Genomic DNA, 14846 nt, shown 5'->3' with positions numbered 1-14846 from the left:
CTAAATACTGATATAAAGTAAAAATTAACATAACTATGCCAAGTGTTAATAAAAAATAATATTATTAAATCCACTTATTCTTAAAACGCTCAGGATTTAAGTATATTGGCATGCTTTTTTACTAATTAAAAAACAGAAGATTTTAAAATGGCTGACGGTGAAAAATTGATTCCCATTAATATTGAAGAGGAAATGAAATCTGCCTACATTGATTACTCAATGTCGGTCATTGTGTCACGAGCCCTGCCAGATGTCAGGGATGGATTAAAACCCGTACACAGAAGAGTTCTTTTCGGAATGCATGAATTAGGAGTTAGAAGTAATAGCTCTCATAAAAAATCTGCACGTATTGTTGGGGAAGTTTTAGGTAAGTATCACCCACATGGTGATACTTCGGTATATGATGCCATGGTACGTATGGCTCAAGAATGGAGTTTGCGTTACATGTTGGTAGATGGTCAAGGTAACTTTGGTTCTGTTGATGGTGATAGCCCTGCGGCAATGCGTTATACGGAAGCCCGTATGCGTAAGATTGCAGACGATATGCTAATTGACATAGAAAAGGAAACCGTAGATTATCAATTGAATTTTGATGACTCTTTAAAAGAACCGACGGTTCTGCCTACTAGGGTTCCAAGTTTGTTGGTGAACGGTGCATCTGGTATTGCTGTAGGTATGGCAACCAATATGCCGCCACATAACTTATCTGAGGTAATAGATGGTACGGTTGCATATATAGATAATAACGACATTGAGATAGATGAGCTTATAACACATATTAAAGCACCGGATTTTCCAACTGGTGGTACTATTTATGGTTATGATGGTGTAAAAGAAGCTTTTCATACAGGAAGAGGGCGTGTAAAAATGCGTGCAAAAGCAACTTTTGAAGAAGTTCAAGGTCGCGAATGTATTGTTGTTACCGAAATTCCTTATCAGGTCAATAAGGCAGACATGATTAAGAAAACTGCCGATCTTGTCAATGATAAAAAATTGGAAGGTATAGCCAATATTAGAGATGAATCCGATAGAAACGGTATGCGTATCGTTTACATTTTAAAGAGGGATGCTATTCCTAATATTGTGTTGAACATGCTGTTTAAGTATACGGCTTTGCAAACATCTTTTAGTGTCAATAACATTGCATTGGTCAATGGAAGACCTCAATTGTTGAATGTCAAGGAAATGATTCATTATTTCGTTGAGCATAGACATGAAGTGGTAGTTAGGCGAACACAATTCGAATTAAAGAAGGCTGAAGATCGTGCTCATATCTTAGAAGGTTTAATTATTGCATCAGATAATATCGATGAGGTAATTGCTATAATCAGAGCCTCTAAAAATGCAGATGAAGCAAGGGCAAACTTAATTGAACGTTTCAAATTAAGTGAAATTCAAGCGAAGGCAATAGTAGAGATGAGACTTCGTCAACTTACTGGTCTGGAGCAAGATAAGTTAAGAAGTGAATATGATGAAATCATGCTTCTTATAGCGGATTTAAAAGATATTCTTGATAAGAAAGAACGTAGAATGTCTATTATCAAAGACGAGCTACTTGAGATTAAAGGTAAATACGGAGATGAAAGAAGATCTGTAATTAATATTGCAGGTGGTGATCTTAGCATGGAAGATATGATTCCAGATGAGCAAGTGGTAATTACTATTTCTCATGCGGGTTACATTAAAAGAACTCCTTTAAGTGAATACAAAACACAAAATAGAGGTGGGGTTGGTCAAAAAGCATCTTCTACAAGAAATGAAGATTTCTTAGAGCATTTATTTGTAGGTACCAATCACCAATATATGTTATTCTTTACCCAGAAGGGTAAATGTTTCTGGATGCGTGTGTTTGAAATTCCGGAAGGAAGTAGAACATCAAAAGGACGTGCAATTCAGAACCTTATAAATATTGAACAAGATGATAGTGTAAAAGCTTTCATTTGTACACAAGATTTAAAGGATGAAGAGTATATCAATGCGCACTATGTTATTATGGCTACTAAGAAAGGTGTTGTGAAGAAAACATCTTTAGAGCAATATTCAAGACCACGTCAAAATGGTATTAATGCCATTACCGTTCGTGAAGGTGATGAATTGTTAGAGGCTAAATTAACTACAGGTTCTAGTGAAATTTTCTTAGGACTTAAATCTGGTAAAGCAATTCGTTTCGAAGAAAGTAAAACACGACCAATGGGTAGAAATGCTTCTGGTGTTCGTGGTATTACTTTAGCAAATGACGAGGATGAGGTAATAGGTATGGTTTCCGTTCATAATTTTGAAGATGAAATATTAGTTGTTTCGGAAAAAGGTTATGGTAAGCGATCAAGTATTGATGATTATAGAGTTACCAATAGAGGAGGTAAAGGAGTTAAGACTATTAGTGTGACCGATAAAACGGGCGGACTAGTAGCAATTAAAAACGTTACCGATTCTGATGATTTAATGATTATCAATAAATCTGGAATTGCAATACGTATGAGCGTAGAAGATTTACGTGTAATGGGTAGAGCAACACAGGGTGTTAGGTTGATTAATATTAAAGGTAACGACTCTATTGCTGCAGTAGCGAAGGTTATGAAAGATGAGGATGATTTGGAAGAAGCTGAAATACTTGATATTGAGGTAAATGCAGAAGATGGCACGGAGATTGATACTTCTGATTCCGAGGAAAGTACAGACACGGATAATCCTGAAACTGAAGAGTAACATCATTTAAAAGTAAACACTAATAATTAATATATTAAAAATGAAGAATAGATTATTACTTGTAGCGGCACTGACATTTACAATGGTCGGTTTTGCTCAAAAGAATGAAATAAAAGCTGCAGAAAAGGCATTGAAAGCTGGTGATTCAGCTACTGCACAAACAGCTTTAGAAGCTGCTTCAGGTACAATTGCCGCTGCAGATGAAAAAACCCAGGCGCAGTATTATTTTACAAGAGGTAAGATATATAATGATTTAGCCAAAAAAGGAAATAATGATGCGTTTGAAAAAGCGGCATCTTCTTTTAAGAAAGTCGTAGAAATAGAAGAAGCTTCCGGTAAGCAGAAATATACTTCTGAAACCAACCAATACATGGCTGCATTGACTGCTGATCTTGTAAACTCTGCTGTTAGTGATAACGGTAACAACAAATTCAAAGAAGCTGCTGAGAAATTGTACATGAGTTATACACTTAGTCCAAAAGATACTTCATACTTGTACTATGCTGCAGGTAGTGCTGTAAACGGTGGACATTATGAAATGGCTTTGGACTATTACAACAAGCTTCAAGAAGTTGGTTATGATGGTGGCGGTATGATTTATAAAGCAACCAACGCTGCTTCAGGTGAAGTAGAGGAGATGGATAAAGTTCAACGTGACCTAATGGTTAAGTCTGGTACTTATTCTAATCCTGTAGATGAGAAAACGCCATCTAAAAAAGCTGAGATCGTTAAAAATACTGCATTGATTTATACACAATTAGGTCAAGATGAGAAAGCTTTAGAGGCTTATCAAGAGGCAAGAAAGAATGATCCAGAAGATGTAAATCTTATTTTGAACGAAGCTAACTTATATTTCAATCAAGGAAATAAGGATAAGTTTAAAGAATTGATGGCTCAAGCAATTGCATTGGCTCCTGATAATCCAGATTTACACTATAACGTTGGTGTTATTAGCATGGAGCAGGAGAATTATGAAGATGCTCGTGTATCTTATAAAAAAGCAATTGAGCTTAATCCTGAATATACTAATGCTTATTTAAATCTTTCTACTACTTATGTAAACGAAGGAAATAAGTTAATTGATGAAATGAATTCTTTAGGGAACTCTAGAGCTGACATTGCAAGATATGATGAGTTAAAAGAAAAGAAGGATGGTTTGTTCAAGCAAGGTGCAGATGTATTGGAAGATGCGTTAAAGAACAATCCTGAAAACGAAAATATAATGACTCAGCTTAAGAATATTTACGGAGCAATGGGTGATACTGAAAACTTCACGAAGATGAAGAAGATGTTAGGAGAGTAATTGTAAACTCACCTATAAAATTAAAGGCCCTGTCTAGGGCCTTTTTTTATACTATCTTTTTAATAACCCGTAATTGGTGGGTGTATGTTCTAAGTTCGTTGTTGAATATGCCGGTGTGATCTAAACGGTCAATTCTAACTTTTCCATTCACATGAATAACATGATTGTTTTCCATGATTATACCCACATGGTCAATTTCACCTTGTGCGTTATCAAAAAAAGCTAAATCTCCAGCTTCGCTTTCTTCAACAAAACTTAACGCAGTACCTTGAGTAGATTGAGTCTCTGCAGTTCTTAAAAGATGGTATCCATTTATTTGGTATACCATTTGTGAAAGACCTGCGCTATCAATCCCAAAAGGAGATTTTCCACCTTTTAGTTCGGGGGAATTTAAATAAAGCAATGCCGTTTTAACCAAGTTCTCTTTGGTATTAATTTCGCCACTCAAATTACCATCAAAATCAAAAGGTAATGAAGGGGTTTCAAACAAACAGGAGCCAATTAGTATTGGCGTCAAAATTTTATTTGAATCTTCAACAAAAGATACTAATTGGGAGACATGCTTTGATTTTTTATTTGCTTGGATGGCATTAAATTCTTCTTCCGGTATAAAAACTAACTGGCTGTTCATTATCCATCCTTCGCATTTGTCAGCAACAGTCTTTATTCTAGACCAATTCTTCCTGCATTCAAGTATCTTATAATGTTCACCGAACAAAAGTTGGGTAATCAGTTCAGATGCCTCGTCTGGAGTACTTCTTACAGGAACAATGCTTAATTGACAAATACCGTATTGCATATACAAATTTTATGCGCTTATGCTTTTTCAACAATTATAGCTGAAGCACCTCCACCACCGTTACATATTGCGGCAGCACCTAGTTTAGCATTATTTTGTTCCAATACATTTAATAATGTAATTAAAATTCGTGCACCAGAGCATCCTAATGGATGTCCTAAAGAAACAGCACCTCCGTTTACATTTACATTTTTATCATTTAAGCCTAGTATTTTCATATTGGCAAGACCTACCACAGAGAAGGCTTCGTTAAATTCAAAGAAGTTTATCTCTTCTAATTTTAGATTAGCTTTTGCCAAAGCTTTTGGTAATGCTTTTGCAGGGGCTGTAGTAAACCACTCAGGTTCATGAGCTGCATCAGCGTAACTTTTGATGACTGCCAATGGTTTTAGGTTTAACTCTTCTGCTTTTTCTTTGCTCATTAAAATTAATGCAGCGGCACCATCATTAATTGTAGAAGCGTTGGCAGCGGTTACCGTTCCATCTTTTGTAAATGCAGGTCTTAAATTCGGAATTTTGTCAATAAAAACATTACTGAATTCTTCATCTTTAATAACCATTTTAGGTTCTCCGCGTCTTTGTGGAACAGCTACTGGAATAACTTCATTGTCAAATTTTCCTTTTTCCCAGGCGTCTGCTGATCTTTTGTATGATTGTATGGCATAAGCATCTTGATCTTCTCTACTGAATTCATATTCAGTAGCACATGCATCGGCACAAACACCCATAGCATTTTCATCATACGCATCTACAAGACCGTCTTTTTGCATACCGTCAATTAAAGAAGTAGGTCCAAATTTAGTACCTGTTCTCATGTGAACATAATGAGGTATTAAGCTCATATTTTCCATGCCGCCTGCAACAACGATATCGGCATCGCCTAAAGCAATTGCTTGTGCACCTTGCATTACTGATTTCATACCAGAGGCACAAACTTTATTGATGGTTGTACAAGGAACAGTATTTGGTATGCCGGCAAATATAGCAGCTTGTCTAGCAGGTGCTTGACCTGTACCGGCTTGCACTACATTCCCCATTATTACCTCATCTACTAATGTAGGTGAAAGGTTGATTTTTTTTAAAGCGCCTTCAATAGCAATTGCTCCTAATTTTGGAGCAGGAACTGTTGATAATCCACCCATGAAACTTCCTATTGGAGTTCTTACGGCTGATACGATAACGACTTCTTTCATGTTTTTAATTATTTGATTACACGAAATTACTAAATTCTATAGCAACCCAAGGGATATCGATTCAATTACTAGTTATCAGCTTATTATTTTCTATTTTTGAAGAACCTAATACAATTTTCTTTTGGATAATCTTTACAAACAGCAATCGCTCATATTCAAGTATATACTCTATTTTGTAGCAGTTGCATTTATTGTGTTTTTCTTGCCTAAGGGAGGAAAGTTCAAGTACGAATTTCAAAAAGGGAAACCTTGGCAGTTTGAAAATCTATATGCGCCTTTCGATTTTTCCATTCAAAAAACCGATGCAGAAATAGCGAAAGAAAAACAAGTAATAGAAAGTAATCAGTTGCCATATTATAGGTATGATCAGGCTGAGGTGAGTAATGTTGCAAAAGAATTTGAGCAAAAATTTGAAAATAAATGGGATAGAGCCGCACTTGGGGAAAATCAAAAATCACGTTTAAAATACTTTTCAAAAGTGGTGTTAGATTCGGTGTACGCCAAGGGTATTTTGCAAAATAACGGAAAGCAAATTCAGCGGAGTTATATTTATTTGGTTAAAGATAATGAAGCAAGAAAAGTTAGGGTTTCAGATTTCTATAGGGTAAACGAAATTAACAACTTGGTAAGTAAAGTTCTTGCAGAGAATAATTTATCTGCTTTTGAGAAAGAAACTCAAGCACTTTTTTTTGATATTATTGCTCCCAATGTAAGTTTTGATAATAGTCTAACCCAAAAAGCTAGGGCAGAGGCATTGTCCAAATTGTCATATACAAGGGGAACGGTAGATCAAGGAAGATTGATCATTGCTAAAGGGGAAGTTGTAGAAGCGGAAAACCTTAAGATATTAGAATCGTTAAAATCTGAATACGAATCTGAGTTATGGACAGCAAATAACTATTATTATATATTGATAGGGTATACTGTTCTGGTTGCACTAGTACTTATTATGTTGTTCTTGTTTTTGAAAAAATACCGAAGAACCGTTTATGATAATAATGTAAAGGTCACTTTTATATTTTTCAATATTTTATTGATGGTATTTATTACCACTATGGTTATAAAGTACAATGATCAATTAGTGTTTGTTGTGCCGTTATGTATACTTCCGCTAATCTTAAAAACGTTTTTTGATGCTAGATTAGGATTGTTTGTACATGTATTGACGATACTGATTTTAGGTTTTGTAGTACCCAATAGTTTTGAGTATATATTTCTTCAGATAATTACAGGTATAGTTACAATTTTGACGGTATCAGAACTGTATAAAAGAGCAAACCTATTTGTTAGTGTTGGTCAAATAACATTGATTTATATTATTGGATATTTAGCTTTTCATACCATACACGAAGGAGACTTAAGTGATATTGAATGGTACACATTGGGGCTTTTTCTGTTAAATGGTATGATTACCCTTTTTGTACAGCCTTTAATATATATCTATGAGAAAGTTTTTGGGCTGGTGTCAGATGTGTCGTTATTGGAGTTGTCAGATACCAATTCTAAGCTTTTAAAGGAATTATCTAACAAGGCACCAGGAACTTTTCATCATTCGTTACAGGTCGCCAATTTAGCTGAAGCAGCTGCTAATGAAATTGGAGCAAACGCTATGTTGGTCAGGGTAGGGGCTTTATACCATGATATTGGTAAAATGAACGATCCTACTTACTTTACGGAGAACCAGGTGACAAATGTGAATCCGCATGATGAGCTTAGTCCTAAAGACAGTGCGCGTATTATAATAAATCATGTCATAAAGGGAATAGAGATAGCTAGAAAGAATAATATACCTGATCGTATTATAGATTTTATACGTTCTCACCATGGTACCACATTGGTATTTTATTTCTACAAGAAACAGAAAGAATTAGAAGAAGAGGTAAATGAAGAGGATTTTAGGTATCCTGGTCCGTTGCCATTCTCTAGAGAGACTGCAATATTAATGATGGCAGATTCTGTAGAAGCGGCATCAAAGAGTTTAAAGAATCCTACTTTTTTAATTATTGATGAGTTCGTTGATAAAATAATTTCGGGTCAAATGAAGGCAAATCAATTTTTGAATGCAGACATTACGTTCAAAGAAATAGAAACAATCAAGAAAATATTCAAACAAAAGCTCATAAATATTTATCATTTGCGAGTGGAATATCCTGAGTAACAGGGATGTATTTTTTTATTGAAAAAAAACATTAAAAATAGTTGTGTATAATCAGTAATACTTACTACATTTGCATCCGCTATTTAGAGCAACAGTTCATTGAAGAATTACTGGAGAGGTGCCTGAGTGGCCGAAAGGAGCGGTTTGCTAAATCGTCGTAGGTGGAAACATTTACCCAGGGTTCGAATCCCTGTCTCTCCGCAACAATATGTTGAGAGACATATTTTTTGATAACCAATTCGGGGTGTAGCGTAGCCCGGTTATCGCGCCGCGTTTGGGACGCGGAGGTCGCAGGTTCGAATCCTGCCACCCCGACCAATTTTAATTACCCTCGTAAATCATTTGATTTGCGAGGGTTTTTTCATTTGTAAGGAAGTCTGTGTATTATTTGTAAAATAAGTGCAGATATCCGCTAAAACCGGTTAAGTGTAGACGTTTAAAAGCTTAAACTATACCTGACATTGCTAATGAAATAATGGTAATTAAAAAATTCCCATAAAGATTAGCGTAGTTCAATTAAAACATGAACTACAAATTTTCTGTAACGAAGGTTGATTCTTTGTTTTTCTATTGTTCAGCATAAATATCCATAATCTCAGTGCTAAACTTCTCTCTTATGACCCTACGCTTTAATTTAAGGGTAGGTGTCAATTCTGCAGCTGCACCATCTGCATGTACTGGTAGCCATTCACGAGCAATAAGTTTAAATTTTTTAATTTGTTCTACATGGCTAAATTCAGGGTTGTATTTATCAATTATTTTTTGATATCGCTTTAGTACCTTGGGGTGCTTTGCTATTTCATCTAAACTGATCCAAGGAATATCCTTTTTATGGCAGTAGCTTTTCAATGCTTCCTCTGCAGGGACAATCAAAGCGGATACAAATTTTTGTTTATCACCAATAACCATCATTTGTTCTACCAAAAACTCCTCTTTTATTCTATTTTCAATAGGTGCCGGTGCAACATATTTACCACCAGAAGTTTTGAGTAATTCTTTCTTTCTGTCAGTAATTTTTAAAAATTCTCGTCCCGTTGGTCCTTTTACTAGCGTACCAATATCACCTGTGCGAAACCAACGTTTGCCATCTTTTTCGCAAAAAACTTGAGTATTGACTTCTGGTTTTTTGTAATACCCCATCATAACATTTGGTCCATGGGCTAAAATTTCTCCTTCGCCTTCTCTATAATCCCCATCTTCTTGGTCTATTAATATTTCTATACCATCAATGAGCGGACCTGCAGAACCTAAAAGGGCTCCATCTGGTTCCATAGTATTTACACTTAAAGTAGGTGAAGTTTCTGTTAGTCCATATCCTTCACGAATAGGTATACCGGCAGCACAAAAAACACGCATAACCTTAACTGGGCAAGGAGCAGCACCTGTAACTACTGCTTTTACATTTCCTCCAAGGGCATCTCGCCATTTAGAGAAAATCAATTTATCGGCAATTTTCCATTTTAGTTTGGAAACAAAAGATAATTTTTGATTTAGTTCATAATCATCGGTCAATGACAAAGCCCAAAAGAATAGCTTCTTTTTTGTACCATCTAATGCCAATCCTTTGTTGTAAATAGCCTCGTAAATTTTTTCTAGCAATCTAGGGACAGTAGTGAATGTTGCAGGTTTAACTGCAGCTAAGTCACCTTCAGGACCACTTAGATTGTCGGTGCCAGCAAAAAATATTTTAGCACTTTTGTAATAGTACACAAATGAAACAGAGCGTTCGTAGATATGGCACAAGGGTAAAAAACTTAATACATTGTCTCCTGGTTTCGCTTGTAAATGAGGAGAAGTGTTTAGAACTATGTGCATTATGTTTTTGTGCGATAGCATAACCCCTTTTGGGTTTCCTGTGGTACCGGAGGTATAAATAATGGTTGCTAGATCTTCATTTGTAATCCCGCTTTTAATTTTTTCTATTTCGGTAATATGAGAATTGTCAAATACGTCTTCCCAATACGGAATATTAGATTGCTTATCTAATGTATAAATGTGCTCAAGGGTGACTACACTTTTTCGTGTTGCATTTAATTTGCTATATAAATCTCCGCCACCGCAAAAAGCTACTTTTACCTCCGCTTCGTTTAAAATATATTCATATTCGCCAACACTAATAGTAGGGTATAAGGGAATACTTATGATACCTGCCATTTGCATAGCAAAATCTAAAATCATCCATTCCGGTCTATTTTTATAAACAACTAAAGCAACTTTATCGCCTGGTTTTAGACCAAGATTTAATAATCCTGATGCCATATTTTCGGCAGTTTCTTTAACTTCTTGCGAACTATACGATTTCCATTTTCCAGAGGCATCTCGACCATTTATGGAATTTTCTAAAGGATGATTTTCAAGTTGATGGTATAAAAGATCAAAGAGTCTGGTCATTGCTTCTGTTTGTTTTTGCTAGTTTAAAATACGAAAAATTTACAAGAGATTTTATTTACATAACTATGATTATTAAGGTCTTATGAGAACATAAGACTGATAAATTCTGCTACACAGGCTGGTTTTTCTGAACCTTCAATTTCAACGGTACAGTTCCATGTAACTTTTAATCCGTTATCGCCGTATTCTTCAATGTTGGCAATATTGCCTACTAATCGAAGGCGGCTATCAACCAATACGGGACTAGGAAACCGAACTTTATTCAATCCGTAATTAACACCCATTTTAACTGACTTTACCGAAATAAGATCTTCTAACATTTTTGAAAGCATAGAAATCGACATAAAACCATGTGCAACAGGTTTTTTAAAAGGGGAGTACTTGGTAGCTTTTTCAACATCTACATGAATCCATTGATGGTCACCGGTCGCTTTTGCGAAATCGTTGATCATTTCTTGGGTTACTATCATCCAATCACCTTCAGGAAGTGGTTTGCCTTCTAATGTTCTAAATACCTTAAAATCCTCTATCTCTAATTTTGCCATGTTATTATCTTGAAGTTCCACCATCTATCGTTAAACAAATTCCTGAAACAAACCTAGCCTCGTCTGATGCTAGGTATAGATATCCATAAGCAATATCAATTGGCTGTGCAACGGTCTTTAACGGTATACTTGCTTCAATTGCAGCAAAATGTTCTTTTGGTATTTTGGCAACCATGTCTGTCATGGTGAAACCAGGCGCAATTGCATTGGCTGTTATCCCATGTTTACCAAGTTCCATAGTCCATGTTTTTGACATTGCAATTACTCCTGCCTTTGTTGCGGCATAATTGGTTTGACCAAAATTCCCCCTTAAACCAACATTAGAAGCTGCACTTACTATTCTACCATATTTATTGGCTTTCATATAAGGTGCTGCGGCCTGGGTACACAAAAAGACTCCTTTTAGATTTACGTTTACTACAGAATCAAATTCTTCTTCACTCATTTTTTCAAGAGTTTTATCTCTTGTAATTCCTGCATTATTAATTAATATATCCAGTTTTCCGTGCTTTTCGTTTATAGATGCAAAAAGACTTTCAATAGCCTTTTTGTCTGTAACTGACACGGCGTGAAATTCTGCTTTACCGCCACTAGCGTTAATATCATCTGCTACGGTTTGTCCTTCCGGCAATAAATCAACTATTATTACGGTTGCACCTTCTTTTGCAAAAAGTTCTGATATTGCTTGTCCTATTCCTCTAGAACCGCCTGTTACTACTGCTATTTTGTTTTCTAATCTCATGATGTTCTGTTTCGTTATTCTTATATTGTTAATAGAATTGTTATGTTAAGAATGCTTCGCTGTTTGTTACTTTCTCTTTCAGGTTTTAACAATCAATTTACCCTTCACTTTTCTGTCGGTCATTTCTTCAAGTGCCGTGGCCGTATCTTCCAAATTATAAATGGCGTGGATATGTGGTTTTAGTTTTCCTTCGGCATGCCATTTCATTAAAGCCATTGTATTTTGCATATTCGCTTTAGCATCTTTCATGGCAAATGCACCCCAAAAAACACCGACAATTGAAGCTTCTTTTAAAAGGGGAAGATTAAGCGGAATTTTAGGGATATCGCCTGCGGCAAACCCTACTACTAAATACCTGCCATTTCGTGCTATACCTCTAAAAGCGGCTTCTGAATATGTTCCGCCAACAGGGTCATATATAACATCTACACCTTTACCATCTGTTAATTGCTTTATAGAAGCTTTAAGGTCTTGTGTGGTGTAATTTATTATTTCATCGGCACCATATTCTTTACATAGAGCCAACTTGTCATCCGTAGAAGCTGCTGCAATAACCTTAGCTCCCATAAGCTTCCCTAATTCAACAGCTGCCAAGCCTACACCACCAGAGGCACCTAAAACCAAAAGTGTTTCTCCTTCTTTCAAATTACCTCTGTCTCTTAATGCATGATATGACGTACCGTAAGCCATCAAGAATGAAGCTGCAATAGGGAAATCCATTTGGGGAGGTTTTGGAAAGCATGCGTTAGCAGGTATTAATACCTCTTCTGCCAAGCCACCATGTGCTACAAAACCAAATACTTCTTGACCCACTTTTAAATGCGAGACTCCGTCGCCAACTTCTTTAACGATACCGGCTACATCACTACCCGGGGTAAAAGGTAATTCTGGTTTAAACTGATACAGACCTTGAATAATCAATGTATCGGGAAAATTTAATCCACATGCTTTTACTTCTACTAAAACTTCTTTTGCTTTCGGACTTAAATTATCGACCTCTTCTAGTGATAAAGAAGAGGGGGGACCAAATTTTTTACACCGTATTGCTTTCATACCTATTAAAATTCAAAATTTAAAAGTCAAACTCAACTACCAATTCAAATTTCAGCTTTTGTCTTTCTGAATTTGATTTTTGTATTTGTGCTTGTATTTTATTATTTATTCCTCTATTATTTTCAACACCAATTTACCCATCTTGTCACCAGAAAAAAGACGGCTATAGGTTTCGGGAAAATTTTCAATTCCCTCGTAGATGTCCTCTTTACTTTTTAGTTTGCCTTGAGCCATCCAGCCACCTAAAATTTTAGCACCTTCAGCATATCTATCCGCATAATCAAAAACAACCATACCTGTCATGCTTGCTCTGTTTACTAATAAGGATAGGTAGTTGCTAGGTCCTTTTATTTCGGTTTTGTTGTTGTATTGTGATATGGCGCCACAAATAACTATTCTTGCATTCATGCGCAATCTACCTAAGGCTATATCAAGTATTTCGCCACCAACATTATCAAAATAGATATCTAATCCTTTAGGGCATTCTTCCTTTAATCGTTGTTTAACATCTTCATTTTTATAATCAATACAGGCATCAAAACCTAGTTCGTCAACAACGTATTTGCACTTATCAGTACCGCCTGCAATCCCTACTACTTTACATCCTTTTATTTTAGCAACCTGCCCAACAATACTACCAACGGCACCGGCTGCACCAGAAACTAAAACAATGTCACTTTCTTTTAATTTACCTACCTCTGTAATGCCAAAGTATGCGGTCATTCCAGGCATTCCTAAAGTGCCAATGTAAGTGGGTAATGGTGCCAGTTTTGGGTCTACTTTGTAATAGCCGTCTGCATTTGTAGCAATATATTGTTGCACACCGGCATAACCGGCAACATAATCACCTACTTTAAATTCTGGGTGATTGTTAGCTTCTATTACCTGACCAACAGAACCCGCTCGCATTACCGAATTTATTTCCATAGGCGGTATGTATGATTTTGCTTCATTCATCCAACCGCGCATGGCAGGGTCAAGCGAGACATAATGTTGTTGTAATAATACTTCTCCTTCTTTTATTTTAGGGATAGGATTAGACACTAATGACCATGTAGAAGCGTCTGCGTCACCTGTTGGTCTTTTTACAAATAATAATTGTTTGTTCATGAGTTAGTTATTTTATGATCAATCTGATAAGAGTTAGAATCTGATTGATTTTAATTTATAATCGTTGAGTGTTTATTTTTTCTTACTTGAAAAACTTTCTACATAGGCTTTCATCTTTGCTCGTATTTCGGGTTTCCACCAAAGTTCTGCTGCTTCTTTTAGGGAGTTTTCTCCATTTACATCTAATTTTTCAAGAAGGTGTTTTCGTATTTTCGCTTTGGTATTTCTCCAAATTTGCTGGTCTGCTTTCATGTAAAGTCGCATTTGCTTTTCAGCACGTTCCAAAACATTTTCTAACGGAACCAATTCATCTACCAAACCGGCAGAAAGCGCTTCTTTACCAGTTAACAATTTTCCCTCTAAAATATATCTGCTTGCTAATCCGTCACCCATCCAAAATGCATAGACCTCTGTCAGGTTTTGACTAATCTGAATATTTACGGCAACCTCGTTGAGTCCTATAACATATTTTTCCCCATCTGCCATGTACCGATTATCGCTGGCAACTGCTAAAACGCATCCTCCAGCAGGAGAATAACCGGTTATAGCAGATATAAAAGGTTTTTTAAATTGTACCAGTTCTAAATACAAACTACCAAAGGCAGAGAAGAAATCGCTAATTTGATTTTTGTCATACTGAAAGAGTTCAATTAAGTCCAATCCTGCAGAAAAATAATGCGGTTGACCAGTAAGGATAACACCTTTTACCTTGTTATTTGCAGCTATAGTTTTGAAAATTTCTCTCATTTCTGAAACCATTTCCGCATTAATAGCGTTTACCTTTCCACGGTTCATCTGTACAATAGCGTACTCGTCTTTATAAGTTATTTCTAATGTCTTCATATA

At 36.0% G+C, this 14846-nt stretch carries 11 protein-coding genes and 2 tRNA genes; 5 read left to right on the top strand and 8 right to left on the bottom strand.

The genetic code is table 11. The features are described from left to right. The first annotated feature begins 147 nt into the window (after positions 1-147). Together gyrA and P177_RS13875 are read left to right on the top strand one after the other, a co-directional pair. Positions 148-2706 carry a DNA gyrase subunit A gene (gene gyrA, locus P177_RS13880; protein WP_036155661.1) on the top strand — a complete coding sequence of 853 codons (2559 nt, stop codon included), beginning with the start codon at positions 148-150 and terminating at the stop codon, positions 2704-2706. 40 nt (positions 2707-2746) lie between these two features. Beyond that, positions 2747-4009 (top strand): tetratricopeptide repeat protein, encoded by a 1263-nt coding sequence (locus P177_RS13875; protein WP_036155659.1) that lies wholly within the window; start codon positions 2747-2749, stop codon positions 4007-4009. 46 nt (positions 4010-4055) lie between these two features. Here the strand turns inward: P177_RS13875 and P177_RS13870 are convergent, their stop codons facing one another. Next, positions 4056-4808, bottom strand: coding sequence for a C40 family peptidase (locus P177_RS13870; RefSeq protein ID WP_036155657.1), 753 nt, complete (start codon positions 4806-4808; stop codon positions 4056-4058). A 17-nt stretch (positions 4809-4825) separates the two neighbouring features. Continuing rightward, positions 4826-6001, bottom strand: coding sequence for an acetyl-CoA C-acyltransferase (locus P177_RS13865; protein WP_036155655.1), 1176 nt, complete (start codon positions 5999-6001; stop codon positions 4826-4828). A gap of 121 nt (positions 6002-6122) precedes the next feature. Between P177_RS13865 and P177_RS13860 the strand changes: the two genes are divergently transcribed. From P177_RS13860 to P177_RS13850, 3 genes are all read left to right on the top strand, one after another. Then, positions 6123-8159 carry an HD family phosphohydrolase gene (locus tag P177_RS13860; protein WP_036155653.1) on the top strand — a complete coding sequence of 679 codons (2037 nt, stop codon included), beginning with the start codon at positions 6123-6125 and terminating at the stop codon, positions 8157-8159. Positions 8160-8271: 112 nt separating this feature from the next. Continuing rightward, positions 8272-8360, top strand: a tRNA-Ser gene (locus P177_RS13855). Between the two features lie 39 nt (positions 8361-8399). Continuing rightward, positions 8400-8477 (top strand) — tRNA-Pro (locus tag P177_RS13850). Positions 8478-8726: 249 nt separating this feature from the next. Here the strand turns inward: P177_RS13850 and P177_RS13845 are convergent. The 6 genes from P177_RS13845 to P177_RS13820 all read right to left on the bottom strand — a co-directional run bounded on the left by P177_RS13845 (position 8727) and on the right by P177_RS13820 (position 14843). Beyond that, positions 8727-10550: an AMP-dependent synthetase/ligase gene (locus P177_RS13845; protein WP_036155650.1), complete on the bottom strand. Its 1824-nt coding sequence runs from the start codon at positions 10548-10550 to the stop codon at positions 8727-8729. Positions 10551-10630: 80 nt separating this feature from the next. Continuing rightward, positions 10631-11095 (bottom strand): MaoC family dehydratase, encoded by a 465-nt coding sequence (locus P177_RS13840; protein WP_036158485.1) that lies wholly within the window; start codon positions 11093-11095, stop codon positions 10631-10633. Positions 11096-11099: 4 nt separating this feature from the next. Continuing rightward, positions 11100-11837, bottom strand: a complete 738-nt coding sequence (locus P177_RS13835; RefSeq protein WP_036155648.1) for an SDR family NAD(P)-dependent oxidoreductase — start codon at positions 11835-11837, stop codon at positions 11100-11102. A gap of 78 nt (positions 11838-11915) precedes the next feature. Beyond that, positions 11916-12890, bottom strand: coding sequence for an NADPH:quinone oxidoreductase family protein (locus P177_RS13830; protein ID WP_036155645.1), 975 nt, complete (start codon positions 12888-12890; stop codon positions 11916-11918). Positions 12891-12995: 105 nt separating this feature from the next. Next, positions 12996-14000 carry an NADP-dependent oxidoreductase gene (locus P177_RS13825; RefSeq protein ID WP_036155643.1) on the bottom strand — a complete coding sequence of 335 codons (1005 nt, stop codon included), beginning with the start codon at positions 13998-14000 and terminating at the stop codon, positions 12996-12998. A gap of 72 nt (positions 14001-14072) precedes the next feature. Beyond that, complete coding sequence (locus P177_RS13820; RefSeq protein ID WP_036155642.1) at positions 14073-14843, bottom strand: enoyl-CoA hydratase/isomerase family protein; 771 nt, start codon at positions 14841-14843, stop codon at positions 14073-14075. Between the last annotated feature and the right edge of the window lie 3 nt (positions 14844-14846).

Origin of the sequence: Maribacter forsetii DSM 18668 (assembly GCF_000744105.1) — a bacterium.
Lineage (GTDB): Bacteria > Bacteroidota > Bacteroidia > Flavobacteriales > Flavobacteriaceae > Maribacter > Maribacter forsetii.
The sequence above is the reverse complement of the archived record's forward strand: the minus strand, read 5'-3'. Positions and strand labels throughout refer to the sequence as shown.

Excerpts from the sequence above, each read along its gene's own strand:
- gyrA (WP_036155661.1), top strand. The coding sequence starts at position 148 with ATGGCTGACGGTGAAAAATTGATTCCCATTAATATTGAAGAGGAAATG.
- P177_RS13875 (WP_036155659.1), top strand. The coding sequence starts at position 2,747 with ATGAAGAATAGATTATTACTTGTAGCGGCACTGACATTTACAATGGTC.
- P177_RS13870 (WP_036155657.1), bottom strand. The coding sequence starts at position 4,808 with ATGCAATACGGTATTTGTCAATTAAGCATTGTTCCTGTAAGAAGTACT.
- P177_RS13865 (WP_036155655.1), bottom strand. The coding sequence starts at position 6,001 with ATGAAAGAAGTCGTTATCGTATCAGCCGTAAGAACTCCAATAGGAAGT.
- P177_RS13845 (WP_036155650.1), bottom strand. The coding sequence starts at position 10,550 with ATGACCAGACTCTTTGATCTTTTATACCATCAACTTGAAAATCATCCT.
- P177_RS13840 (WP_036158485.1), bottom strand. The coding sequence starts at position 11,095 with ATGGCAAAATTAGAGATAGAGGATTTTAAGGTATTTAGAACATTAGAA.
- P177_RS13835 (WP_036155648.1), bottom strand. The coding sequence starts at position 11,837 with ATGAGATTAGAAAACAAAATAGCAGTAGTAACAGGCGGTTCTAGAGGA.
- P177_RS13830 (WP_036155645.1), bottom strand. The coding sequence starts at position 12,890 with ATGAAAGCAATACGGTGTAAAAAATTTGGTCCCCCCTCTTCTTTATCA.
- P177_RS13825 (WP_036155643.1), bottom strand. The coding sequence starts at position 14,000 with ATGAACAAACAATTATTATTTGTAAAAAGACCAACAGGTGACGCAGAC.
- P177_RS13820 (WP_036155642.1), bottom strand. The coding sequence starts at position 14,843 with ATGAAGACATTAGAAATAACTTATAAAGACGAGTACGCTATTGTACAG.